This window comes from Bradyrhizobium betae (assembly GCF_050632175.1).
GTDB classification, from domain to species: Bacteria; Pseudomonadota; Alphaproteobacteria; order Rhizobiales; family Xanthobacteraceae; genus Bradyrhizobium; species Bradyrhizobium betae_B.
This window is the reverse complement of sequence record NZ_CP192576.1, coordinates 2,445,011-2,470,358: the sequence shown is the minus strand read 5'-3', so window position 1 is coordinate 2,470,358 and position 25,348 is coordinate 2,445,011. Positions and strand designations below refer to the sequence as shown.

General features: G+C 62.4%; 20 protein-coding genes and 2 pseudogenes. 12 read left to right on the top strand and 10 right to left on the bottom strand.

What is annotated here, in order from left to right:
• Nucleotides 1-103 precede the first annotated feature (103 nt).
• Nucleotides 104-1,279: pseudogene (locus ACQ86E_RS11995) on the top strand (PAS domain-containing protein); the annotation flags it as partial.
• Nucleotides 1,280-1,600: 321 nt separating this feature from the next.
• On the opposite strand, the gene ACQ86E_RS11990 reads toward ACQ86E_RS11995, so the two are convergent.
• Nucleotides 1,601-2,002 (bottom strand): response regulator, encoded by a 402-nt coding sequence (locus tag ACQ86E_RS11990; RefSeq protein WP_431206452.1) that lies wholly within the window; start codon nt 2,000-2,002, stop codon nt 1,601-1,603.
• Between the two features lie 137 nt (nt 2,003-2,139).
• Nucleotides 2,140-2,574: a MarR family winged helix-turn-helix transcriptional regulator gene (locus ACQ86E_RS11985; protein WP_431205560.1), complete on the bottom strand. Its 435-nt coding sequence runs from the start codon at nt 2,572-2,574 to the stop codon at nt 2,140-2,142.
• 179 nt (nt 2,575-2,753) lie between these two features.
• Between ACQ86E_RS11985 and ACQ86E_RS11980 the strand changes: the two are divergent.
• The 7 genes and pseudogenes from ACQ86E_RS11980 to ACQ86E_RS11950 all read left to right on the top strand — a co-directional run bounded on the left by ACQ86E_RS11980 (nt 2,754) and on the right by ACQ86E_RS11950 (nt 10,266).
• Nucleotides 2,754-3,937, top strand: a pseudogene (locus ACQ86E_RS11980) (substrate-binding domain-containing protein).
• A 162-nt stretch (nt 3,938-4,099) separates the two neighbouring features.
• Nucleotides 4,100-5,614 (top strand): amidase, encoded by a 1,515-nt coding sequence (locus ACQ86E_RS11975; protein ID WP_431205559.1) that lies wholly within the window; start codon nt 4,100-4,102, stop codon nt 5,612-5,614.
• A 36-nt stretch (nt 5,615-5,650) separates the two neighbouring features.
• Nucleotides 5,651-6,508 carry a branched-chain amino acid ABC transporter permease gene (locus ACQ86E_RS11970; RefSeq protein WP_431205558.1) on the top strand — a complete coding sequence of 286 codons (858 nt, stop codon included), beginning with the start codon at nt 5,651-5,653 and terminating at the stop codon, nt 6,506-6,508.
• 2 nt (nt 6,509-6,510) lie between these two features.
• Entirely contained in the window at nt 6,511-7,731 is a 1,221-nt protein-coding gene (locus tag ACQ86E_RS11965) for a substrate-binding protein (RefSeq protein ID WP_431205557.1), read from the top strand.
• 19 nt (nt 7,732-7,750) lie between these two features.
• On the top strand, nt 7,751-8,857 hold the full coding sequence (locus ACQ86E_RS11960) for a branched-chain amino acid ABC transporter permease (RefSeq protein ID WP_431205556.1): 1,107 nt from the start codon (nt 7,751-7,753) through the stop codon (nt 8,855-8,857).
• On the top strand, nt 8,844-9,578 hold the full coding sequence (locus tag ACQ86E_RS11955) for an ABC transporter ATP-binding protein (RefSeq protein WP_431205555.1): 735 nt from the start codon (nt 8,844-8,846) through the stop codon (nt 9,576-9,578). The genes ACQ86E_RS11960 and ACQ86E_RS11955 overlap by 14 nt, the downstream gene beginning before the upstream one ends.
• Complete coding sequence (locus tag ACQ86E_RS11950; RefSeq protein ID WP_431205554.1) at nt 9,571-10,266, top strand: ABC transporter ATP-binding protein; 696 nt, start codon at nt 9,571-9,573, stop codon at nt 10,264-10,266. The genes ACQ86E_RS11955 and ACQ86E_RS11950 overlap by 8 nt, the downstream gene beginning before the upstream one ends.
• Nucleotides 10,267-11,307: 1,041 nt before the next feature.
• Here ACQ86E_RS11950 and ACQ86E_RS11945 read toward each other — a convergent pair.
• The 6 genes from ACQ86E_RS11945 to ACQ86E_RS11920 all read right to left on the bottom strand — a co-directional run bounded on the left by ACQ86E_RS11945 (nt 11,308) and on the right by ACQ86E_RS11920 (nt 19,446).
• On the bottom strand, nt 11,308-12,234 hold the full coding sequence (locus tag ACQ86E_RS11945; protein WP_431205553.1) for a hypothetical protein: 927 nt from the start codon (nt 12,232-12,234) through the stop codon (nt 11,308-11,310).
• A 21-nt stretch (nt 12,235-12,255) separates the two neighbouring features.
• Nucleotides 12,256-14,532, bottom strand: a complete 2,277-nt coding sequence (locus tag ACQ86E_RS11940; RefSeq protein ID WP_431205552.1) for a hypothetical protein — start codon at nt 14,530-14,532, stop codon at nt 12,256-12,258.
• 719 nt (nt 14,533-15,251) lie between these two features.
• Complete coding sequence (locus ACQ86E_RS11935) at nt 15,252-16,754, bottom strand: L,D-transpeptidase family protein (protein WP_431205551.1); 1,503 nt, start codon at nt 16,752-16,754, stop codon at nt 15,252-15,254.
• A 432-nt stretch (nt 16,755-17,186) separates the two neighbouring features.
• A complete protein-coding gene (locus ACQ86E_RS11930; protein ID WP_431205550.1) occupies nt 17,187-18,149 on the bottom strand; it encodes an acetyl-CoA carboxylase carboxyltransferase subunit alpha in 963 nt (320 codons plus the stop codon).
• Nucleotides 18,150-18,325: 176 nt separating this feature from the next.
• On the bottom strand, nt 18,326-19,282 hold the full coding sequence (xerD, locus tag ACQ86E_RS11925) for a site-specific tyrosine recombinase XerD (RefSeq protein ID WP_431205549.1): 957 nt from the start codon (nt 19,280-19,282) through the stop codon (nt 18,326-18,328).
• Between the two features lie 17 nt (nt 19,283-19,299).
• A complete protein-coding gene (locus ACQ86E_RS11920) occupies nt 19,300-19,446 on the bottom strand; it encodes a hypothetical protein (protein ID WP_014439243.1) in 147 nt (48 codons plus the stop codon).
• A gap of 170 nt (nt 19,447-19,616) precedes the next feature.
• Here ACQ86E_RS11920 and ACQ86E_RS11915 point away from each other — a divergent pair, with 170 nt between their 5' ends.
• Genes ACQ86E_RS11915 through ACQ86E_RS11905 form a run of 3 tightly spaced genes read left to right on the top strand, consistent with a single transcriptional unit; the run spans nt 19,617 to nt 22,723 of the window.
• Nucleotides 19,617-20,240, top strand: coding sequence for a shikimate kinase (locus tag ACQ86E_RS11915; RefSeq protein WP_431205548.1), 624 nt, complete (start codon nt 19,617-19,619; stop codon nt 20,238-20,240).
• Nucleotides 20,237-21,385, top strand: a complete 1,149-nt coding sequence (gene aroB / locus ACQ86E_RS11910; protein WP_431205547.1) for a 3-dehydroquinate synthase — start codon at nt 20,237-20,239, stop codon at nt 21,383-21,385. The genes ACQ86E_RS11915 and aroB overlap by 4 nt, the downstream gene beginning before the upstream one ends.
• Before the next feature lie 33 nt (nt 21,386-21,418).
• Entirely contained in the window at nt 21,419-22,723 is a 1,305-nt protein-coding gene (locus tag ACQ86E_RS11905; protein WP_431205546.1) for an HlyC/CorC family transporter, read from the top strand.
• Between the two features lie 26 nt (nt 22,724-22,749).
• Here ACQ86E_RS11905 and ACQ86E_RS11900 read toward each other — a convergent pair whose 3' ends face one another.
• Entirely contained in the window at nt 22,750-23,025 is a 276-nt protein-coding gene (locus ACQ86E_RS11900) for a BolA family protein (RefSeq protein WP_431205545.1), read from the bottom strand.
• 92 nt (nt 23,026-23,117) lie between these two features.
• On the opposite strand from ACQ86E_RS11900, the gene ACQ86E_RS11895 reads away from it, so the two are divergent.
• Complete coding sequence (locus tag ACQ86E_RS11895; RefSeq protein ID WP_431205544.1) at nt 23,118-23,753, top strand: J domain-containing protein; 636 nt, start codon at nt 23,118-23,120, stop codon at nt 23,751-23,753.
• Nucleotides 23,754-24,200: 447 nt separating this feature from the next.
• Here the strand turns inward: ACQ86E_RS11895 and ACQ86E_RS11890 are convergent, their stop codons facing one another.
• Entirely contained in the window at nt 24,201-25,295 is a 1,095-nt protein-coding gene (locus ACQ86E_RS11890) for a citrate synthase/methylcitrate synthase (RefSeq protein ID WP_431205543.1), read from the bottom strand.
• Between the last annotated feature and the right edge of the window lie 53 nt (nt 25,296-25,348).

The following is a 25,348-nucleotide window of genomic DNA, read 5'->3' as shown; positions in this document are numbered from 1 at the left end:
GCAGGTAGGGACGGCTCAACGTGGGTGATGGCGCCACAAGTCGGGCGATAGGCATGATCGCGCTGGATGATGGATCCGGGTTCGCCGGGCTCAAGACTGCTTCATGACAGCGTGGGACAATCTGCCGCCATCACGGTCTGCGATCCTCGACGCACATGACCTTGCGGATTTTTCGGATGACGGAGGGTTCGACGAACTCACGTCGTTTACGGCTGCTCTCTGTCAAGTGCCGATATGCCTGGTGAGCATCGTAGGCGACACGACGCAGCGTTTCCTGGCGAAACAGGGCCTCGACGTCAGCGAAACGCCCCGTGAAACGTCGTTCTGCGCGCATGCCATGCTGGGGTCCGATCTCATGATCGTGTCGGATGCGACCCAGGATCCGCGGTTCGCGGACAATCCTCTGGTGACGGGAGAGCCGTTCATCAGGTTTTATGCCGGCGCTCCGCTCGTGACCGACGAAGGATTTCCCCTCGGCTCGCTGTGCGTCATCGATCGTGTTCCCAGGGCGGGCCTGACGCCGCTGCAGGAGCAGGGTCTCCGCGCCATGGCCTCCCAGGTCATGGCCGCCCTGGGATCTCGAAAGACGACGAAGATCCAGCAGACCAACGAGGCCGTTGCAAAGCAGGCGCTGTCGGAGACCGAGCAGAAGTTTCGCATCCTCGCCGACACGATGCCGCAGATGGTGTGGTCGACGCTGCCCGATGGGCACCACGATTACTACAATGCGAGGTGGTACGAATTCACGGGCGTTCCCGAGGGCTCCACCGACGGAGAGGGTTGGAACGGCATGTTCCATCCCGATGATCAGGACGAGGCCTGGGAGCGGTGGCGGCATTCACTGAGGACCGGCGAGCCTTACGAGATCGAATACCGTTTGAGGAATGCCGAGGGCAAATACCGGTGGACCCTGGGACGGGCGCTGCCCATCCGCGATGCCGAGGGTCACATCACCCGCTGGTTCGGAACCTGCACCGACATCCATGAGCAGAAATTGCTGATGGAGCAGCGGGAGATGGTCAGTCAGGAGCTGAGCCATCGAATCAAGAACATCTTCTCGGTCATCAATGGGCTGATCGGCCTGACGACACGCGCGCATCCCCAGCTCAAGGAGCTGGCGAACGAGCTTCGTGCGCGTATCATGTCGCTCGGAAAGGCCCACGATTTCGTGCGACCTCACAGCGCTAGGTCCCAGCCGAGCGCAACCCAGGCGACGCTCCAGGGTCTGCTGGAAAAGCTCCTGTCGGCCTATCAATCTGGGACGCGCCGCGTGCGCATCTCGGGTGATGATTTCCGCATCGACGACCGCTCTGCCACGCCGCTCGCCCTGATCTTTCACGAGCTCGCGACCAACTCCGCAAAGTACGGCGCGCTATCGGCCCATGACGGATGCGTCGTCATCGAGATCGGCGAATCGCCCGATCACGTCATCATCGAATGGAGGGAGAGCGGCGGTCCGAAGATAGAGCGTGTCCCCAACGTGGAAGGATTTGGTTCGAAGTTGATCGAACTCAGCATTTCAAATCAGCTGGGGGAAGGATTTCCAACTCCTGGAATCCGGGTGGTCTGGAGGTCGTGGCCGCTATTCCAAAGAATTCGATCAACCGACCATCGTCCGGAACAGCGTGACTTCCGGAGAACTGAAATCATCCTTGCTGCCGGACGCGTGGTGAATGGCGGTCAAGATCGCGTCGTCGCTGAACGGCTTTCGGATGAAGCCGATTGCCGTGTCCGCCTTGGGCGAGATCTGCGTGGGATTCGCCGTGACGTAAAAGATCTTGATCCCGTACCTCTGCGAGAGATCCAGTGCGATTTGCGGTCCGGTCGGACCGTCGCGCAGATTGACGTCCACCAGGGCGATTTGCGCCTTTGGCCCCGCCTCGAGAGCTTCTTCGCGATCCGCCGCAATCGCGGCGACGCGATAGCCCGCATCTTCGATGATCCGCGCGATATCGGTCGCGACGAAGATCTCGTCTTCAACAATCAGCACTGTGGATGACATTTGCGAACCGGCCGTTGCTCAAATCGGACTCGAACAGGGCTAGATGAACGAGCAGAAATCAACCCGCAGTTCGGAATTTTGTTCCGGGGCATGAACGCGGCGAGCAGCCTGGTCGCCGTCTGCTGGGCGGCAATCGCTCAATTCGAGCTGTCGATCAAGCTCTCCAGCAACCGCTTCAGCTCACTCGTCGACTTGTCGCCGTAGCTCTCCAGGATGTGCTCCTCCTGGTCCGCGGCGAGTAAATTGAGCTTCTTGCTCAGAACCTTGCCGCGGTCGGAGATGAACATCAGCACCTTGCGGCGGTCGTTCGGATCCTGCACGCGATAGACCAGCGTGTCGGAGACCATGCGGTCTATCATCTTGGTCAGCGTCGGATGATTGAGCAGCACCGCGTCGGCCAGTTCGCCCATCGAATGGCCGTTGCCATCCGACAGCACCTTGAGGATGCGCCACTGCTCGACGGGAACGCCCTCCTTGCTCAACCTCAGTTCGAGCTGTCGGTTGATCTCCCGGTTGGCTTGCGCAAGCAGGTAGGCGAGGTGTTCGGTGATCGGAGAGTTCGATTTTGCCACGGCTAAGACTTCGTCTTGACCCGAATGAGTGAATGTCTTGCAATCAATGCTGCATCTATATGCACTTCAATTCTTGAATATTCAATATTTTCAAAATAGGATCATTGCCTAACAAAAGGGCGGAAGCCGCGGCCGCCTGCTCATTGTGCTTTCAGGTCTGGTACCGGACAGGAGTTGGCGTGCGCGCGACGGTAAACTTCCCGGCTCGAGGCGGTCCGGCGTTGCCGCCGTCCATGCTGTTCAGGAATCTGTCGTCGTCGGCAGCGGATTTCGACCTGTCGCCAATCGATGCGCATTTCATGAAGCGCCGCGGCGCGCGCAACAAGCTCCGCATCGGCAATTTCCTCACCTTTACCGGCTCCCCGGAATCTGGGGCCCGACCTCCACCAACAGCGCGATGCTGGCGGTCGCCGAGATCAACAAGCGCGGTGGCATCCTCGGCCGCGAGCTGGAGCTGTCGATCTACGATTCCGGCGGGCCGATCGACGAGGTCGTGCGACGCGCCGAGCAGGCCATCGCCTTCGATGAGGTCGATCTCATCATGGGCTCGCATATCAGCGCCGTCCGCGTCGCGCTGCGCAAGGTCACGGGCAACCGCATCCCCTACATCTACACGCCGGTCTATGAAGGTGGCGAGCGCACGCCGGGCGTGATGGCGATCGGCGAGACGCCGCGCTGGCAGAGCCGCCCCGCGATCCACTGGCTCGCCGACGTCAAGAAGGCGGCGCGCTGGTATCTGATCGGCAGTGACTACGTCTGGCCCTGGCAGTCGCATCGTTCGGTCAAGCGCTACATCAAGGAAGCCGGCGGTCAGGTCGTCGGCGAGGAGTTCGTCCCCGTCGGCGAAGACAATCACGAGGCGCATCTGTCGCGCATCCGTGCCGCCAAGCCGGACGTGGTGCTGATCTCGCTGATCGGCACCGACAGCATCACCTTCAATCGCGCCTTCGCGGAGGCGGGTCTCGCCACGTCGACGTTGCGGCTCGCGGGCGCGATGGACGAGACCGTGCTGCTCGGCATCGGCGCGGACAACACCGCGAACCTGTTCTGCGCCTCCGGTTATTTCAACGGCATGGCCTCGCGCGCCAATGACGAGTTCCTCGGCGCCTATTATTCCATGTTCGGTCCGCATGCCCCGCCGGTCGGCTCGGTCGGCGAGTCCAATTACGAAGGGTTGCGCTTCCTGGAGTCGGTCGCCAATCGCGCCGGTTCGCTGGGGTTGCGTCCGCTGCTGAAGGCGGCGCGCAACACCGTCTACACGGCCGCCCGTGGCCCCGTGACCCTGCGCGACGGCCGCGCCGAGATGCCGATGTACCTGGCTGAAGCCGACGGTCTCGACTTCAAGCTCGTCAAGACGCTCTGAGAGGCGGCCGCGCATCCGTGGCGGCCGATTTGCGAAATAATACTTGAAAAGGAAAATATTTCCGTCTGTAATATCGACGCGAAGCCGATTGGCCCGCGCTGTGCAAGCGCGACCGGGAGGCTCGTCCAAAGCCAGGGATCAAGAAGCCTCAAGGAGAGCGCCGTGACCGTTGCCCTTCCCACGCCAGCCCAATTGCGCACCGTCGCCGAGCAGTGCGGCCTCGCGCTGTCCGATGAAGACGTCACCTCGTTTCGCGGCCTGATGCAGGGCTCGATCGACGCCTACAATCTCGTCGGGGCGATGCCGGACGAAGTGCCGGAGGTCAAATACCCGCGTACGCCGGGCTATCGGCCCTCGCCGGAGGAGAACCCGCGCAACGCCTGGTATCGCAAGTCGACGGTGAAGGGCGCGGCGAGCGGCAAGCTCAAGGGCAAGACCGTCGCGCTGAAAGACAACATCATGCTCGCAGGCGTGCCCATGATGAACGGCTCGGCCACGCTGGAGGGCTACGTCCCCGATTTCGACGCCACCATCGTCACCCGCATGCTCGATGCCGGCGCCGAGATTGCCGGCAAGACCCACTGCGAATCCTTCTGCATGTCCGGGGGCAGCCACACCAACGCGGTCGGCGCGGTGCATAATCCGCACAAGATGGGCTATTCGGCCGGCGGTTCGTCCTCCGGCAGCGGCGTCGTCGTCGCGCTCGGCGAGGTCGACATGGCGATCGGCGGCGACCAGGGCGGCTCGATCCGGATGCCGTCGTCGTTCTGCGGCACCTACGGCATGAAGCCGACCTGGGGCCTCGTCCCCTACACCGGCATCATGCCGATCGAGGTCTTCGTCGATCACACCGGCCCGATGACCGCCAATGTTGCCGACAACGCGCTGCTGCTCGAAGTGCTGGCCGGCGATGACGGCTACGACCCCCGCATCAAGGCGCCCAAGGTCGAGGAGTACACCAAGGCGCTCGGCCAGGGCGTCAAGGGCATGAAGATCGGCATCCTCAAGGAGGGCTTCGAGCAGGCGACCGCCGAGTCCGCCGTCAATGAAAGCGTGCGCGAGGCGGCCAAGCGCTTTAGGGATCTCGGCGCCACCGTCGAGACCGTGTCGATCCCGATGCATCTCGTGGGACCTGCGATCTGGACGCCGATCGGCACCGAGGGCATGACCCAGACCATGATGTATGGCGACGGCTATGGCCTCTCCCGGTCCGACCTCTATTCCACGTCGCTGATGGATTTCCATCGCGGCTGGCGGCGGCAGGCGGATTCGCTGTCGGAGACGACGAAGCTGTTCCTGCTGCTCGGCACCTACATCAACAATACCTTCGGTCCCCGCTACTATGGCAAGGCGCTCAACATCTCGCGCCGCCTGACCGCAGCCTATGACAAGGCCTTCGGCGAATACGATCTGCTGCTGCTGCCGACCACGCCGATGAAGGCGACCAAGCTGCCGGAGCCGACAGCCAGTCGCGAGGACTACGTCGCCCGGGCGCTCGAGATGATCTCCAACACCGCGCCGTTCGACATCACCCATCATCCCGCGATGTCGCTGCCCTGCGGCATGGTCGATGGCCTGCCCGTTGGGATGATGCTGGTCGGCCGCATGTTCGAGGAATCCACCATCTACCGCGCCGCGCATGCCTTCGAACAGGTCGGCGACTGGAAGAAGATGTGAGCGAAGAATCAATGCAGACGGACGGAACACCATCATATGGCTAACGCGTTCGTCGCGGCGTTCGAGATCCTGAGCTTCGGCGCGATCATCGTCCTGATCGTGCTCGGGCTTGGGATCATCGCCAGCATGATGGGAATCTTCAACTTCGCGCAGGGCGAATTCGTCCTGCTCGGGGCCTACATCACCTATCTCGCCTACGCCAAGGGCCTGCCGATCTGGACCGGCATGGTCGCGGCGCCCTTCGTGGTCGGCGCGCTCGGCTTCGCGCTGGAGGCGCTGATCATCCGCCGCTTCTACGCCGCGCCGATCGTGGCGATGCTGGGCACCTATGCGCTCGGGCTCATCATCCGCGAGGCCGTGCGCGGGCTGATCGGTGGCTTCTATCTCACCGTGCCGGAGCCGATCGGTGGCTCCATCGATATCGGCGCCATGCACATCTCGGCCTGGCGCTTCACCATCATCGTCATCACGCTGCTGGTGATGGCCGGCTGCTACCTCCTGCTGTCGCGTACGAGCTTCGGCCTGCGCATGCGCGCCACGCTGGAGAATCCGTCGCTGGCGCGCGCCTCGGGCATCTCCACGCCCCTGATGTACGGCGCCACCTTCGCGTTCGGTTCGGCGCTCGCCGGTCTTGCCGGCGCGCTGATCGTGCCGGTGTTCAGCCTCTACGCCGATCTCGGCCTGCGCTTCCTGATCCAGGGCTTCGTCGCGGTCATGGTCGGCGGCGTCGGCTCTTTCATCGGACCGGTCGCGGGTGCCGGCGTCATCGGCACGCTCAGCGCCGCGCTGCCGTGGGTGATGGCGCCCGTCGTCGCCGACGTTCTCGTCTTCGTTCTCGCCATTGTCTTCATCAAATTCCGGCCACAGGGCCTCATCGCTGGAAAAGGGGTTTAAGTATGTTTGCTGATCGTACCAATCTCACGCGCCGTCGTTTCCTTTCCAATTTCGCCTTTGCGACCGGCGCGGTCGCGACCGGCGTCGGCAGCTGGGTGATTCCGGCGCCCTGGGCCAACGCGGCGGCAGGCCCGATCAAGGTCGGCATCGCCACCGACCTCACCGGCCCGATCGCCTATGCCGGCACGGCCGACGCCAATGTCGCGAAGATGCTGGTCAAGCAGATGAACGATGCCGGCGGCCTGCTCGGCCGCCCGCTCGAGCTCTACATCGAGGACACCGCGTCGAACGAATCCGTCGCGGTCGGCAACGTGCGCAAGCTGATCCAGCGCGACAAGGTCGACATGGTGCTGGGCGGCATCACCTCCTCGATGCGCAACGCCATCAAGGATCCGATCGTTTCGCGTGGCAAGACGCTCTACATCTATCCGCAGCTCTACGAAGGCAAGGAGTGCACGCCCTATCTGTTCTGCACCGGACCGACGCCGGCGCAGCAGTGCGACGAATTCATTCCCTGGCTGATCAAGAACGGCGGCAAGAAGTTCGCGCTGCCGAGCGCCAACTATGTCTGGCCGCATACGCTCAACGTCTACGCCCGCAAGGTGATCGAGGCGAACGGCGGCGAGGTCGTGTTCGAGGAATACTATCCGCTCGACCAGGTCGACTTCTCCTCGACCGTCAACCGCATCATCTCCAACAAGGTCGACGTCGTCTTCAACACCGTCATTCCGCCGGGCGTCGGTCCGTTCTTCAAGCAGCTTTATGAAGCGGGCTTCCTCAAGAACGGCGGCCGCCTTGCCTGCGTCTACTATGACGAGAACACCCTCAACATCAATCAGGCCGCGGAGATCGAAGGCCTCGCAAGCTGCCTCGATTATTTCAAGGTGCTGACCAAGGAGAACCCGTTCGACGCCAAGATTCAGGCGGCCTACGAGAAGGACTTTCCGGGCAACTTCCTGTTCGCCGCCGGCAGCGCCGCGACCGGCACCTATCGCGGCCTGAAGCTGTGGGAAGCCGCCGTCAAGGAAGCCGGCAAGGTCGATCGCGACTCGGTTGCCGCTGCGCTCGACCATGCCAAGATCGCGGAAGGCCCGGGTGGACCGGCCGAGATGGTCCCGGGCAAGCGCCACTGCAAAATGAAGATGTACACCGCGGTCGCCAAGGCCGGGAACTACGAGATCGTCGGACGCAGCAACGGGCTCGTCGATCCCAAGGAATGCTAAGGAGCAATGCTAAGGTGGAATGCTGAAGCCGATGACTGTGGTAAGAGAGGCCATCGCCGCCGACGCGAGCGGCGAAGCGGACGGTGCGATGGCTGAAGGTGCAGCGGCAGGACAGGCTCCCTCGGGACGAAAGATCCTGCCGATCGTCGAGGGCGTCGTGCTCGTCGCGGCGCTGTTCGCGCCGCTGGTGCTGCAGGACTATCTCACGGTATTCGCGACCCGCGTGATCATCCTCGCGTTGTTCGCGCTGTCGTTCGACCTGGTCTGGGGCTATGCCGGCATCATGAGCTTCGGCCAGGCCCTGTTCTTCGGCTCGGCCGGCTATGGGGTCGCGCTGCTGGCGCGCGACCTCGACATCACCAACATCTTCCTGGTGCTGCCGGCAGGCACGCTGATCGGTCTCGCCTTCGCGCTGCTGCTCGGCGGCTTCCTGCTGCTGGGCCGGCATCCCTCCAGCGTGATCTTCGTGTCGCTCGGCACGCTCACCGGCTCCTACGCGGCCGATCGGCTCGCGCGCGGCTGGTACTATCTCGGCGGCCAGAACGGCATTCCCTCGATCGCGCCGATGACGCTCGGCGGCTACGAATTCACCGAAGGGCCACCCTTCTATTATCTCGTGCTCGGAATCCTCGTCGTCGTCTACCTGCTCTGCCGCTTCCTGGTGCGCTCGCAATTCGGTCTGGCGCTGGCCGGCCTGCGCGAGAACGAGCAGCGCATCGCCTTCTTCGGCTACAAGGTCCAGCATCTCAAGGCGATCATCTTCACCATCGGCGGCGCCGTCGCCGGACTTGCCGGCAGCCTCTATGCGTTCCACGAAGGTTTCGTCTGGCCCAACATGGTCGGCGTCGTGGTCTCGACCCAGGTCGTGCTCTACGTGCTGTTCGGCGGCTCCGGCACGCTGATCGGGGCCGTGATCGGCGCCATCATCGTCGAAGGCGTCAGCTTCTGGCTGTCGGATAATTACCGCGACATCTGGCCGATCATTTTGGGACTTCTGCTCCTGCTGGTGATCCTGTTCCGCCCGCTCGGCCTGATCAGCTTCCTGCTCGGCGAGCGCGAACGGGTCGGCAGCTTCGGTGCCACGCCCAAGGAGAAGTCAAAGGAGAAGCGCAATGCCGCTCCTTGAAGCCGCGGGCATCAAGAAAATCTTCGGCAAGCTCACCGCGCTCGACGGCGCCGCGCTCACCGTCGGCGAGAACGAGTTCCACGGCCTGATCGGCCCGAACGGCTCCGGCAAGAGCACGCTGATGAAGTGCATCGCCGGCGCCGAGGTGCCGACGCAGGGCAAGGTCTCCTTCGTCAACACCGACATCACCACGTTCACGCCGACCGAGCGTGCGCGTGCCGGCATGAGCCTGAAATTCCAGATCACGAGCGTGCTGCCGACCCTGACGCTCTACGACAACATCCTGCTCGCGCTGCAGGCGCAGTCCTCGCTGCTCGACCTCGTGTTCTCGCGCACGCGCGGTGCGCTGCATGAGCAGGTCATGACCATGCTGACGCAATTCCGTCTCGTCGACCGCGCCTTCGACGCGGCAGCGGCCCTGTCGCACGGCCAGCAGCAATGGCTGGAGATCGCGATGGCGCTCGCCGGCAAGCCGAAGCTTCTGCTGCTGGACGAGCCGACCGGCGGCATGAGCCTGGAGGAGCGCCGTGTTACCGGCGAGTTGCTCCAGCCGATCAAGCAGCACTGCTCGCTCGTCATCGTCGAGCACGACCTCGATTTCATCCGCGACATCTGCGATCGCCTCACCGTGCTCGACCAGGGCAAGGTGCTGGCCTCAGGCACGGTGTCGGAGATCCAGGCCAACAAGGCCGTCCAGGAGATTTATCTGCGCCGTGCCTGAATTTTTGGACATCAAGCATCTCGACGCCGGCTACGGCCGCAGCCAGGTCCTGTTCGACGTCAACCTCGGCATTCCCTGGCGCGGCGGCGTCGCCGTGCTCGGCCGCAACGGTGCCGGCAAGACCACGCTGATGAAGACCATCGTCGGCGAGCTACCCGCGTGGAAAGGCGAGATCGCCTTCGACGGCCGCGACATCAGCCGCCGCGCCACCCAGGAGCGTGTCCGCGCCGGCATCGGCTACGTTCCGCAGGAGCATTCGGTGTTCGCGCGCCTGTCGGTGCGCGACAATCTCGCCGTCGGCTCGCTCGCGAGCAAGAAGGCCGACGCCGTCGACCACGTGCTGAGCATCTTCCCTAAGCTCGGCCAGCGCCTCGACCAGCCCGCCGGCACACTCTCCGGCGGCGAGCGCAAGATGCTCGCCATCGGCCGCGCCATGTTGGGCGATCCGAAGCTGTTGTTGCTCGACGAGCCCACCGAAGGCGTCTGGATCGGCGTGATCGAGGAGATCACCGAGCGCCTGATCGATCTCGCCAAGAACATCGCGGTGATCATCGTCGAGCAGCACCTCGATCTGGCGCTGCGCGTCGCCGACTACGCTTATGTGCTGGACCGCGGACGGGTGGCGCTGCAGGGGCAGGCGGGCGAGGTGAGGGACAATCCGGAGCTGGTGCGATATCTGGCGCCGTAAGATGCGGCGCGGCTGAAGCGCGCCGGCCTTACTCCGATCTCAACTGTCATGCCCCGCGAAGGCGGGGCATCCAGTACGCCGCGGCTTCTGGGTTCATTACGACCGTCTCCGGAATACTGGATTCCCCGCTTTCGCGGGGAATGACGGCGGAGGGTGGAGCAACATCCCCTGCCATCATCTTCAACTGTCAAACAGCCATGATCTCGCGATCCCGCGGCGCGATCTGCGCCCGGACTTTGCTTCGCTCGCACGCCCTTCAAGCTGGAAGGGCGCAGGGAAGGCCGGGTACCGGCTGGCACCCGCGAGCCCCTGTGCATGGATGCGTAGGTAGACGCTCACAGGGGAACAACAGGTGCAGCCCGATAACCGGCCTTCCCTGCGCGATGGTTTGACGGCTTATGTCGCGCTCTCCCCGGGGAGCGATGCACTCTTGCCCCCGTCGCCTCGCAGATCGCTGATATGCGCGGCCCGGTCGGACCCCACACATCACCGCGGAGACTTGACGCCAGCCTGCGGGCGCCAGGACCACACGATTTTGCCGTACGCGAGCAGGTTTTCGTCCATGCGCCCGCTGATCGCTCACGGGGACTACCCGCCCTGCGACCGCCCTTGGCGCCAACGCCGCCCGCGTCCACCGCAACCCACCCCACGAACCGTGACGATCGCGACCCGCCCCTTCCGGAGGGATGAGATGCGCGGAGGATAGGGGTGTTTCGGTGTTCGGGTAAAGAGAATTATTTTTATCCGAAGGGATTGAAATCGCTGAAATGGGGTGTTTCGCCCGACGGCTTGCGTGCGGCCTCATGCCTGAAGCTGAATTTCACTCGCTTCATAACCTGCGCTTCTCAAACTGAGATTGGTCGTCATCGTGTTCTCCCTCTTCGCGAAAATCGATGTCGCTCCGAGCCGGTCCGACAAAGATGCGGGCTTCCTGCGATTGCATCGATAGGTCTTGCCGCTGGAAAGAACGCTCTCGCCTCAAGCTCAAATATTTCGCTCGCGTAGCGTCTGCCTTTGCGGGGGAGGATATATCGAGCGGCGCTAATCGATGTTCGACCCTTCACTCGCTTCCTTGAAGGATATGGTGCCATCCATCATCGCGGCACGAAGACGCGCAATCTCAGATGACACAGGTAGGCCGTTGATCTGTATTTCGTTATCGATCTGTAGCCGACGCAATAGCGAATTCAACTCGGTCACTATATGTTCACGCAATTTTGCCTGAGCCCAACGAAATGTTAGTATTCTGTAGAGATGGGCAATCTCCGTCCAGTTTTCGCCTCCGTAGTCGCGCCTCGGCCACCCCCACACTTGGGTCGCCCGCGCCTCCGACACTTCTGTCGTGCGTCTAAAGTCACTGAAATCGAACGTTTGGTTGACTTTTCCCTGTTCGAGATCACGTCGCCAAAACTCTGGAGCGATGCGGTCACTGGTTCTCAGAGTTCTTAGTATCCGCTTGTAGGCTCTATAGCCGCCGAGCTCGTCTGGAATTGAAATTCTCCAGGTATTTTGCGACGCCGCCACCAGTAAACTGCGCTGCCAATACTCTCGGTCTTTACGTGGGACAAATTGAACTACAATCCATGGAAGTTGAATAAGACGTTCTAAAGTCGCTGATTGTAACTCGAATTGACCGTTGTCGTCAGGGATGATCTCGTAGAGGCTTCGCCCGTGCCAAGCCAACCTCTGGGCTATCTCTTGGACAGCGCCAGCGACAATCTCGCCAAGGGAGTATTGCTCGTATGCCTGAACAGAATGGAGTAGAGCTATGGTCTTCGGGTTATCTTCAGTTTTGCCAGCGAGTACTACTCGGTAATTGTCGGCTTCTCTGCTGCGGAGGGGCATCACACCAAGGTGAACATCATCTGTAAACATGTGGCTGGCTAAGCCGTCCTCGCGTCGGAGGCTGCTAAAGTGAGTTGCTAATCTTCCTTGAGTAATACGGCGCGCAATCATCGCGATGTCCAATCTAAGATCAGTTTAACCGATTTATCCGTCTTCTTCGCGAGTTATGGCTCGGTGAAGATCTCTTCTTCTAGGAGATTTGAATTTACTCTCGTCGGAGCGTCTTCGAATTAGCTTTTCAATGAATACGTCGATGCCATCATAAAAAGGAGCCATTCCAGCTTTGGCGAAGACTCTGACCAAGGGACTCTCGTGCTCGACCTTGGCGTAACGGTTTGCATAGACCGTTTCCCGATCCACGCCGTGAAGCGCCGAAAGAGCGTTGGATACTTTTTGCTTCCAGGACATTCGGATGAGGCTTCTGTGGGCCAATTCGAACGGCGCTTCGGTTATTGCGAGAATTACGCCAAGAAAGCCCAATATGTCGTGGGATTCGGCGGCCTTTCTATCCAGATAGTCAGTCCAAAGATGCGCAACCTTTTGCGAAAGAGCCGCGTTACGATGAAACTCAGAAAATAGGATACAATAGCCGCTCAATTCCATTAGATCTAATATGGGCGAGACGGCGATTTTAGCGTCGTTAGTCGCTCGCCAATCGGAAGCCTCGATCTTCTTGGATAATCTTTCGTATTGCAGCAAAGCTCCATAGAAAATTCCCGGAAATAGTGCGCTCACTGCTTCTGTTTCATTTTCCACGAATGCAGATAGCAATTCTTCCCCAACCCCGTGCAGGAACTGGCCCGCAAAATCTGGATAGCTATCCGGTCGGTCGGTTGCGCTCAAGGTCGCGCCGAGAGTAGCCATTTCTCGGACTACTTGCTTTCTCCGTTCCTTGACTGCCTGCTTCAGCTCATCGAAGTCGATCTGCTTCCAGCTCAGACCTTCGATGCGCCGTGGGCTGCTGAGATCATTCCACCTGTTCTGCAATTTCGAGAAGCCATGAAGGAGTTTCTGCCAATATTCGGCCTCGCGCGAAAGCAGCGCTGCCTTTATCCAAAAAAGATTCTTATCGGTGGCGGTCGAAAGCCAGCTTTTCCATAGAGACTGAGATTCATAGACGAGAGCAGTCAACGAGGGCTTCATGGCCTCGACTGCTGACCGGCGAACTAGCTCACTTACGTACCAATCGGGGCTTAACTTGGCTCCTTCCGACCGACGCTCAAACTCTATTCGCGGGTAAAGCCATTCAAGTTGAATCAATGCGTATTTCGGCAAGCCAGACTGATAGATTTTAGTTGGTTCATTCCAGCGAATGCGAGAAATGGCTTGGTCAATTGATGCGCTGTCGTTTCGTTCAATGAATTGTAGGTACGCAAGGAACATATTTATCTGGCACGAAGCTATAGCGTCGGCCAGTGCCAGCTGTTCAAGCGGCTCTTTGGTGTCTTTCGGTGCCTCCCTGAATGTGGAGCAAGAACACTGGTCCGCTAGTTCGGCGACGCGACGGAACGCAGCTGCGACTTCATCATCCGACGCAAGAGTTTGCACGTAGTGGTCGATGTAAACGAGGAGATTGCGGACGAGGGCTTCGCGTCCGGCCGAGAAGTTTATTTGAATGCACGTGTAAACTATCGGAAAGATGCTGGACTCGATCCATTCTGCATCGCTAACTGATTTTGGATCGAGCTTTCCAGCTGTTTGGTGCGCGATTGAAGTAGCGCTGTCCGTGGAGCGGTACCAGTCAGTATGGATATAACGAACGGGGTACCAGCGGCTTTGTGTTGGAATCTTCTTCTTACAAAGTTGATAGTCGGACAGTAGGCCAATTAAGTTTCTACAAAAAACTAGGAACGCCTCTCCATTTAGCTGCGTCTCCTTCGAGGTCATATCGGCCAGAGCCGCGATCGTCTCGATGGCGCGCTTCGCCTCCGTCGAGGCGTGGTTTTGAAAAGATGCGTCACTCCACCTAAAATGCCCGGCCACACACCGCATATACGAGCGATGAATCCGGTCCAGCAATTCGTTTAGTAGAGTAGTCGGATCAAATAGATTGAACGCTCGGGCTCCCAAATTCACAAAACCGATTACGGATACTCCGGCCCCTAACCCCAAAAACAGGAGAGCTGTTCGAACCGGTGGCAGACCAGCCGCTCTAAAAGCAAGAAGCACTAGGCTTAGGTAGGTAAGTAGCGCCAGAAAGCGCATATAGACGTTTCCGACGTGGTCCTTCGAGAACAAGTTTCGAATACTGCTTGGGACTCGTGAGTAGATGGCACCAGCGATTGCCGTGGTCGCGGCGTAGTAGAGGCCGATCAGAACGCCTCCTGTTGCCGCAACACCGCTCAATAAGTTGGTGTAGGCGTCGCTCGTAATCTGCAACATTGAAATTTGAAGAAAGTCGTCAAGCGGTCTGCCTAACATTTGCATTCCGACCGCTATAATCACAGCGAGTACGACCTGGCCCAATGTAGAGCTAGTGAGTCGTAGAAAAGTTACAGATTGTCTTTGATCGTCCGCCAACCGGCTCCTGAGCCCGAAGAGGGAGCGGTGCGAGACAAATGTCAGGTAGTGCAGGCGGGCTCGCAACCTCCAAAAGGCTTTTGAGCGGCTTAATAAGAGGAATAGATTGTCGAGCAATGATGTTACCAATCAGCTGGGAGCAACTTTGAGGAGCGTCTCGTAAGGATACAACCAAATCTGCCGTGGAGCGAGCTATCAAGAGCCAGGTTTGCTCCTATTGGTGCTGATAAGCCGAGATGAAGGTGAACACGCGCGTCGTTGAGATCGAAACTGCGTTGCAGCCAGCAGGATTTAAAGTTTCGCCGTACGCTAACCGGCCAGCGAATTCCAGATCATGTCTCACAGCGCGCTCATATCAATTCCGTCACCCTGAGGTGCTCGCCTCTTCGGCGAGCCTTGAAGGATGCACGGCCGCGCCGGCAGCCGGGCTGTCGCCCTTCGAGGGCCGCTGAAGAAGCGGCCACCTCAGGGTGACGGTCGAGCAGTGTCGTATGCGATCCGACCAGCATCCAGTACGCCGCAGCTTCTCGGTTCAATCACATTTGTCTCTGGAATACTGGATTGCCCGCCTGCGCGGGCGATGACAGCTGAGTACGCGGCGGGAGCGAAAGTCGTGGTGCCTACTTCACCGCCCCAAACCGGCTCTCGAACGAGTTCGACGACACCACCGGTGCGGCGCCCATGATCTGGGTTGCTTCACCGGCGCCGTCCGACACCGACGGCTTCAGCGCGGGGCGCGTCGCGGCGAGCCGCGTATCGGGCTTCGTCGGCTCGACCGGCTTGGCTGCAACGGCCGACTTCGGCGCATCCTTCGCTGCATCCCTGGACTTGTCATGGCCCGGTACGAACCGGGTCACCGCGGCCTTCAGCCGCGATGCTGCGGTAGCCGGCGTCGTCGACGTGGTGGCCGGAGCGACGGATGCGGTGGCTTGCGGTGGCGGTGTGGTCGCCGTGGTCTCGGCGGAGCCCATGCCCATCTTGCGGCCGAGATTCGAGAAGAAACCGGATTTCTCGGCCGGTGCGGCATTGGCCACGCGCGTATTGGCGGCGGGCGCGCTGACGGCGACGACCGGCTCTTCCTGCGGTGCAGGCGCGGACGCCACGCTGTCGAGATTGGGCTTCGGCGGATTGACATGTCCGGGGATCGTGCCCGGCGCCTTCGCCATCGCCAGCATCTGCAAGGTGGTGCCTTCGGCGCCTTCGGACAGACCTGTCGATCCCTCCGGAATCTTCGCGGCGAAAATCTTGTTCATGCCGCCGTCGATACCGGTGTTCATGCGCGCCACCGGCGTGCCCTTGGCGACCAGCTTGGCGTAGGCGGCCTCGTCCTGCTGCTGCTTCTCACGCACGGCCGCGACGATGTCGTCGGGGATCACATAGGCCGGGCACTTGGCCGAGGCGTCGAACACGGGGTCGCGCTTGGCGTCGGGCGGCTTGGCCGCGTCGAACACGTATTTGCGCTCGCAGAAATCGACCTTCGGCTCCTGCCGCGTCACCTCGAAATGATCATAGCCTTCCTTGATCATCTTCCAGAACGGCATGTTCGGATTGTTCCGGTGCCTGGCCATGTTCACCGGCGTCATCTTGAACGGATAGGCCTGCAGCTGGAACGCCTTCTGGCCGCCGAAGAACGACTCGCGGCCGAGCGAATAGATTTCCGCGATCTGCTCGTCGGTCATGGCGTAGCAACCGCGCGACGAACAATCGCCATGCACCATCAGCTGCGAACCGGTGCGGCCCAACGCCTTGTCGAACGCGTTCGGATAGCCGGTGTTGAACGAGAGATAATAGGCCGATTGCGGATTCATCTGGCCCGGATTGATCGAGTAGAATCCCTCCGGCGCCTGGCGATCGCCTTCGCGCACCTTCGGCCCGAGGTCGCCCGACCAGCGGCAGATCGGATAGGTCTTGAGCAGCGCGAACTGGCCGTTGCGAGTCTGCTTCCAGACCTCGAGCTCGGCCTCCTGCTTGAACAGGCGCACCAGGATCGGCGATTGCAGGTCCATGTTCTTCTCGACCATCGCGGCGAGAAGCTTTGGCGGCACCGGCTGGTTGGCCTTGGCGTTGGTCGCGAGCGAAACCTGGTCGGTGTCGCAGCCGGCCAGCAGAACACTGGCCGTCATCAGCGCAACCGAAGCCAAGAGCGCGCGAGCAAGCGAACGAGAAATCAAGATGGACCCCACACCGTCCCGGGCAAGCAGCGCGAACCCCGATTTGGAGAGTGGCCCGACCGGACATCCGGACCCGTCGTGACGGGCGTTTTCGAGGCCACACTCCAGCGCTTATGCCCTGAAGCCATTGATTAAAATTCTAACCTCTGGGTCATGTGGTCGCAACCCGAGCGGGGATCACGAGCCCGTTGGCCCAGTGGCATGGTCAACAGAGACTAAATGGACGCGACTTCAGGCTTTACTTGGGCCTTTGGGCCCAGAGGGACTGAGATCGCTGATTTGGGCAAAAAAAGGGTTAACGCGGGGTTACCGGGGCGGCTCTTCACCTCTTCGGCTTGCGGGGGAGGGAGCGCACCGCCCTTGCGGCATCCGAAATGGGGCGAATCAGCCCAGTTTGCGGCCGATATCGAGGAATTTCTGCCGCCGCTGCTTGCGGATGGCGTCGCCGTCGACTCCACGGAGCTCGTCGAAAGCCTTGGCGATGGCGTCGCCCGTGGTGGCGATCATGGCGGCGGCATCGCGGTGGGCGCCGCCGACCGGCTCCTTCAGGATGCTGTCGATCACTCCGAACCGGAGCATGTCCTGGGCGGTGATCTTCATGTTGTTGGCGGCTTCCTGCGCCTTGCTGCCGTCGCGCCAGAGGATCGAGGACGCCGCCTCCGGCGAGATCACGCTGTAGATCGCATGCTCCAGCATCAGGACCCTGTTGGCGGTGGTGATGGCGATGGCGCCGCCCGACATGCCCTCGCCGGTGATGATGGCGACGTTCGGCACGGTCAGCGCCATGCAGGCATCGGTCGAGCGCGCGATCGCCTCGGCCTGGCCGCGCTCTTCCGCGCCGATCCCGGGATAGGCGCCGGCGGAATCGGCCAGCGACAGCACCGGCAGGCCGAATCGCTCGGCCATCTCCATCAGCCGCACGCATTTGCGGTAACCTTCCGGCCGCGCCATGCCAAAGTTGTGCTTGATGCGGCTCTCGGTGGAATCGCCCTTTTCCTGGCCCATCACGCAGATGGCCTCGCCGCGGAAGCGGCCGAAGCCGGCGACCAGCGCCTCGTCCTCGCCGAACTTGCGGTCACCGGCGAGCGGGGTGAATTCGGTGATCAGGCCCTTGATGAAATCGTTGAAATGCGGCCGCTGCGGATGCCGCGCCACCAGCGTCTTCTGCCACGGCGTCAGGTTCGCATAGAGGTCGGCCAGCGCCTGCGCCGCCTTGTCCTCGATCCGCCCGATCTCCTCGCCGATGTCGCTGCCGGAGGCAGCCAACGTGCGCAGCTCGTCGAGCTTGGAATCGAGCTCGGCGACCGGCTTTTCGAAGTCGAGATAGCTGCGCATCGGGTCTGGCATCAACTCAATATAGGGGGACGGGGCTCGAGAGCGAAGCGAGGTTGAGATCGCGGAAAGAAGTGTAGCTTCTTCAATGAGTTGGCTTGTGGGCTGTTGGTAAGTGGGCCAAATCATGCGGGAGGCCACGGCTCTTTCTGCGGAGATGTGGCCGAAGTCAAGGCGGTTTCACGGGAGAACTATTTCTCCGCCAGCGGGTGCAGGTCCCGCACCAAGCTCTTCAGCCGCTCCTCGACCACATGGGTATAGATCTGCGTCGTCGAGATGTCGGTGTGGCCGAGCAGGGTCTGCACGATGCGCAGATCGGCGCCGTTGTGCAGGAGGTGGCTGGCGAAGGCGTGCCGCAGCACGTGCGGGGACACCAGCCGGGCCTGCAGCCCGGAGGCGACCGCAAGCTCCTTGAGGTCGCGGGCGAAATGCTGCCGCGTCAGGTGTCCGCTCTCGCCGAAGGAGGGGAACAGCCATTTCGAGGCGGCGAGGCTGTTCTTCTTATCGGCTTTTGCCGCCTCCGTTGCGGCAAGATAATCCGCCATCGCCTGCCGCGAGGCCTCGTTGAGCGGCACCAGGCGTTCCTTGTCGCCCTTGCCGCGCACCACGATCATGCGGGCATCGCGCTTGGCCGCCGTGCGCGGCAGCGCCACCAGCTCGGAGACGCGCAGGCCCGTGGCGTAGAGCACCTCGAGCAGGCAATAGAGCCGCAAAGCGCGCAGGCGCTGCGCGGGCGAGGCCTCCGCAGCCTCGCTCAATTCCCTGGCGCGGCTGAGCATGCGGTCGACATCCGCGATTGACAGCACTTTCGGCAGGCCGCGGCCGCGCTTGGGGCCGGACAGGATCGCGGCGGGATCCTCATTGCGAATGCGCTCGTTGAGGAGAAAGCGGTAGAGATGCCGCATCGCCGACAGCCGCCGCGCGACGCTGGTGGATTTGAAGCCGCGCGTGTCGAGATCGGCGAGATAGTCGCGCAGCGTCTGCGTCTGCGCCTCCGCGAATGTATGTCCGCTGCGGCCGAGAAACTCGGAGAAATCGGTGAGGTCGCGGCGATAGGCATCGAGCGTATTGGGCCCGGCGCCCTGTTCCGCCGCGAGCATGTCCAGGAACAGGCCGGTGAGTTTTGCATCTGAGGGCTTTGCACGCATGCCCGGGAAGCTAGCCCCTATTTCTTGAGAAACTTATCCGGCGGGATCGTCACCGTCATTTCCCGCGACTTCGGGCTGACGAAGTTCGCCAGCGCGAAGACCACGCCATAGACGATGCCGGCGATCACGGCGACGACCGTCAGGAAGCGGAACAGGCTGGGCATCGTGCAGGGTCTCGGTCAGGCTCTTGGCGGGCAAATAAACCAATGAAATCATCCAACATGTTCGCCGTTTCGTGGCAAGAGTCCTCTGGCGAGGCCCCCTGCGGGGTCGTATAGGTGGCGAAAGGATGCCGCCTTTGGCGGCAGGTTGAGCGAGATCCAGAGCGAGTTTCATGTCCGACGCCGCGTTGCCGATCCAAGCTTCGCCCGAGGCCGACATCCTGTCGGCGCTCGGGTCGCGCTCGATCGTGCTCGTCGGCATGATGGGGGTGGGAAAATCCACCATCGGCCGCCGCCTGGCGCTCAGGCTCAAGCTGCCTTTCGTCGATGCCGACACCGAGATCGAGGCGGCGGCCGGCATGACCATACCGGAAATTTTCGAGCATCACGGCGAGCCGCATTTCCGCGACGGCGAGGCCCGGGTGATCGCGCGCCTGCTCGACGGTGGGCCGATCGTGCTGGCGACCGGCGGTGGCGCCTTCATGCGCGAGGAGACACGCAGCCGCATCGCGGCGAAGGCCGTCTCGGTCTGGCTCAAGGCCGATCACGACGTCATCATGCGCCGCGTGCGACGCCGCGCCGACCGCCCGCTGCTACAGACCGCCGATCCCGAAGGCACCGTCGCCCGCCTGCTCACCGAGCGCGAGCCGGTCTATGGCAAGGCTGACCTCACCATCGCCTCGCGCGACGTGCCGCATGACAAGATCGTCGAGGAGTGCATCGAGATTCTGCACGCCCATCTGTGCGGCGAGCAGGCCGCCCAACCACCTGCCGACGTCGCGAGTGCCGTACGATGACTGCGCCCATAAGACATTCCGACCCCGTCAACGTCGACGTCGCGCTCGGCGACCGCGCCTATGACATCGTCATCGGCCGCGGGGTCTTGGCTTCGCTCGGCGAGCGGGTCGCTGCCTTGCGCCCCGGCGTCCGCACCGCCATCGTCACCGATCGCACCGTCGCAAAGCATTGGCTCGAGCCCGCCGAAGCGTCGCTCGCAGCCAGCGGCATCCCGACCTCGCGAATCGTCGTCGAGGAAGGCGAGATCTCCAAGACCTATGCCGGCCTGGAAAAGGTCAGCGAGGCCCTGATCGCCGCCAGGATCGAGCGCAACGATCTCGTCATCGCGCTCGGCGGCGGCGTGGTCGGCGATCTCGCCGGCTTTGCGGCGGCGATCCTGCGCCGCGGCGTCGATTTCGTGCAGGTGCCGACCTCGCTGCTGGCGCAGGTCGATTCCTCCGTCGGCGGCAAGACCGGCATCAACTCGCCGCAGGGCAAGAACCTTCTTGGCGTCTTCCACCAGCCGGTGCTGGTCATCGCCGACACCGCCGTGCTCGATACACTGTCGCCGCGGCAATTCCGCGCCGGCTATGCCGAGGTCGCCAAATACGGCGTGCTCGGCGATGAGGCCTTCTTCACCTGGCTGGAAAAGAACCACGCTGACATCTTCAAGGGCGGTCCGGGCCGGGAGCATGCGATCGCGACCTCCTGCCGCGCCAAGGCCGGCGTGGTCTCGCGCGACGAGCGCGAGACCGGTGAGCGCGCGCTGCTCAACCTCGGCCACACCTTCGGCCACGCGTTGGAAGCCGCGACCGGCTTCTCCGATCGCCTGTTTCACGGCGAGGGCGTCGCCATCGGCATGACGCTGGCGGCGCAGTTCTCGGCTAGGCTCGGCATGATCGGCGAGCTTGAGGCGGAGCGCGTCGAACGTCACCTCATCGAAGCCGGACTGCCGACGCGCCTGCAGGACATCGCGGGCTTTTCGCAGGAAGGGCTTGCGGATGCCGACGCGCTGATGGCGCTGATGGCGCAGGACAAGAAGGTCAAGCGCGGCAAGCTCACCTTCATCCTGCTGGAGGCCGTCGGCCGCGCCGTCATCGCAAAGGACGTGGAGCCGGCGCCGGTGCGCGATTTCCTGCAAGAGAAGCTCGCGCAGAAGCTCTGACGCGCAGTTGAACCGATTTCTGTTGAGTGGTGCATGGACTGGCTCGGCTTCACCATCGTCATTCTCTGCCTGCTGGTCTCGGGCTTCTTTGCCGCGAGCGAAACCGCGCTGACCGGCGCCTCGCGCGCCAGCATGCTGCGGCTCTCCAAGCAGGGTAACCGCGATGCCGACGTGGTCTCGGAGCTGCTCGACATGCGCGAACGCCTGATCGGCGCGCTGCTGCTCGGCAACAACATCGCCAACATCAGCGCGTCCGCGCTGGCGACGTCCATCTTCACCGCCTGGTTCGGCGATGTCGGCGTGCTCTATGCGACCGGCTTGATGACCGCCCTGGTCGTGATCTTCGCGGAGGTGCTGCCCAAGACCATCGCCATCAACGCACCGGACCGCATGGCGCTCGCGGTTGCGCGTCCGATGCGGTTGACGATGTACGTGCTGGGTCCGCTGCTCAAGATCGTCGAAGTCATCGTCCGGCTGTTGATGCGGCTGTTTGGTTTGGCCGGCGAGCACCAGGCCATCCTGTCGCCGACCGAGCGCCTGCGCGGCGCGGTCGATCTGCTGCACCATGAAGGCAAGTTCGAGAAGCAGGACCGCGACATGCTCGGCGGCCTGCTGGACCTGCGCGAGCTCCAGGTCTCCGACGTCATGATCCATCGCACCGAGATGATCATGATCAACGCCGACCTGCCGGCGGAGGAACTGGTGCGCGAGGTCCTGGCGACCGAATACACCCGCATCCCGCTCTGGCGCGAGAAGCCGGAAAACATCATCGGCGTGCTCCACGCCAAGGATCTCTTGCGCGCGATCCGCGCCGCCGACGGCGACACCTCCCGCATCGACGTCTCCACCATCGCGCTGCCGCCCTGGTTCGTGCCGGAAATGCGGCCCGTGTCCGAGCAGCTCAAGGCGTTCCGGCGCCGAAAGACCCATTTCGCGCTCGTCGTCGACGAATACGGCGAGGTTGAAGGCCTGGTGACGCTGGAAGACATTCTGGAAGAGATCGTCGGCGACATTTCCGATGAGCACGACGTCGTGGTTGCCGGCGTGCGCGCGCAGCCGGACGGCTCGGTCGTGGTCGACGGCTCGGTGCCGATCCGCGATCTCAATCGCGCCATGGACTGGCGCCTGCCTGATGAAGAGGCAACCACGGTTGCCGGCCTCGTCATTCACGAGGCGCGCTCGATCCCCGATCGCGGCCAGAGTTTCACCTTCCACGGCTTCCGCTTCCGCGTCCTGCGCCGCGAACGCAACCGCATCACCGCGCTCCGTATTTCACCGGTGCCGCGCGAGGCGGAGACGGAAGGGGCGAGGCCGAAGCGGGCCGGGACGTCGTTTTGACTCTTAACCCTCCCCTGGAGGGGGAGCTAAGTCCCGCCTTCCCCGGGCGCCTGCGCATGGATCGCGAGGGCGTGAACGCTGCCGGACAGTTCCGCAGCCAGTGCCGAATTTATCATGCGGTGGCGATCGACCCGGCTCTTCCCTTCGAAGGCTCGAGACACGATATACAAGCGAAAGTGCGTCTCGCCGCTCGGTCGGTGGCCGGCATGGCCCTCATGCAAATGAGACTCGTCGACGACCTCGATGCTGTCAGGCGTGAAAGCTTCCTGCAACTTGTTGCTGATAACGTCTCTGGTAGCCATGTGAGCCTCCCTCGCGCGCTTTCGCAGTCCGTCAGCAGCTAATTGCAATGTCAAGACTTGAAGGTTTTTGCATTGCGTAGTCAAAGTTGGTCATGCCGATCGATTCATCAAAGTTCTTCGACTCCATCCGCGTCAAGCCGAAAGGCAAGCAGGCGGAAGTGAAGCCGCGCGACACCGTGGTCAATTGCGAATGGACCGGGTGTCAGAACAAGGGCGCCCATCGCGCGCCCAAGGGCCGCGAGAATTCGCGCGAGTACTGGCATTTTTGCCTGAACCACGTGCGCGAGTACAATCAGAACTACAATTTCTTCTCCGGCATGAACGCCGACGCCGTCGCGCGCTACCAGAAGGATGCGCTGACCGGCCACCGTCCGACCTGGAAGATGGGCGCCAATGGGGGCGTCAAGAAGGGCGCCGAAGCCGAGATCGACGGCGCCTTCGATCCGTTCAGCATGTTCCAGGAGCTCAACGGCCGCACCGGCTGGCGCGCCGGCCCGCAGGCCGCGCCCAAGCCCGAGACGCGCAAGATCATGAATGCCGAGCGCAAGGCGCTCCAGGTCATGGGGCTCGGCCCCAGCGCCACGCTCGCCGACGTCAAGAGCAAGTACAAGGCGCTGGTGAAGCAGCACCATCCCGACGCCAATGGCGGTGATCGCTCCACCGAAGATCGGCTGATCGAGATCATCAAGGCGTATAATTATCTGAAGACGGTGGTGCGGGAGGCCTAGGGTCTCACCGCGCATCCATTGGATGCCGCCCGCTCGTAAGCGGACGGCACTTTCAATGTTACCTTACCCGACAGACACGGACATGCTTGACGACGCGGCGTCCATGATGACCGCGCGTGACGACGGTGCGTACGGTGCAGACCCTTCGCGGAGCGTAATGATAGCGCGCGTTCACGACGTCCCCGGCAACCGATGCGCTTGGGATAGGGTGAGCCGGCAGCGCATTGGCGGGTGCTGCGAGTGACGACAGGGCGAGCAGCGTTCCTGCAGCGAGGGCGTAGGAGAGCTTCTTCATTATCATTCCTTTTCTTGTGTGCCCCTGATGACCTTCGTGGGGGCGAGCGTGAATGCCCGGCCGGCGCCATTGTTCCGGCGTTCCGCTGAGTCGTTAGGTCGCATGTGCGAAAAGCCGGCCCGATCCGACGAGCGTGCATCGCCCGTCCGCATTCAATCTGCGGGCATCGCGCCCACGTAGGACGAACTCGGCCGGATCAACCTTCCCGTCCGCTGCTGCTCGCGCGCATGGGCGGTCCAGCCCGCCGCGCGCGCCACCGCGAAGATCGGCGTGAAGGCCTGCCTTGGAATGGCCAGCGCATCGAGCAGGATCGCGGTGAAGAATTCCACATTGGTCTCCAGCGGCCGCTCCGGATTCTTCCTGCGCAACGCGCTGCGGATATAGGCCTCGACCTCGCCGGCGAAGGGCAGGTCGGCTCCATCAGAGGCGAGCGCCTCGATCGCGGTCTTGAGCACATCGGCGCGCGGATCGCGCACGCGGTAGACTCGATGGCCAAAGCCCATCATCCGCTCGCCGCGTGCCAGCGCCGCATCCACCCAGGGCTGGATGCGCTCGCGCGAGCCGATGGCGTCGAGCATTTCCAGCACCGGCTCCGGCGCGCCGCCATGCAGCGGCCCCGTGAGCGCGCAATAGCCGGCGGTCACGGCCGCGAACAGATCGGCCTGCGTCGAGGCCACCACGCGCGCGGTGAAGGTCGAGGCATTCATGCCGTGGTCGCTGGCGGTGACGAGATAGGCGTCGAGCGCGGTCACCTCGCGTGTTTCGGGCGCGCGACCGTGGAGCATGCGCAGCGTGTCTGCGGCATGGCTCAAGTCAGGATCGGGCGCGACCGGATCGAGACCCCTGGCGCGGCGAACCAGCGCGCCCACGATCACCGGAAACGCGCCGACGATCGTCGCTTCGTGCGCAAGGTCGTGCTCGCCGCGAAGTCCGGCGACCGCTGCGCGAAATCCGTCGACAATGCCCATGCTGCCGGCCGCCGCCAGCAGCTCCGGCAGGCGGGCGAAGGCGCGCGCACGAGCTGCACCCAGGCTGGCCCGCACGTCGGCTTCGCTCAGCGTGGTCTTGCTGGCGCCGTTCCAGAGCCGGGCGGTAACGCCCTCGAAGCTCGATGTGGCGGCGAGGCGTCCGACATGCTCGCCGGCGATGATCAGCTCGCCCCGCTCGCCGTCGACATGGCTGAGCACGGTCTCGGCGGCGGCAACGCCGTCCAGCCCGGTCTGGCTTTTGGTGAGGTGGATGTTCATGGCCCAATCTCCTTTGCAGGACAGGAAATTCGGGCGTCTCGACAGATTGATCA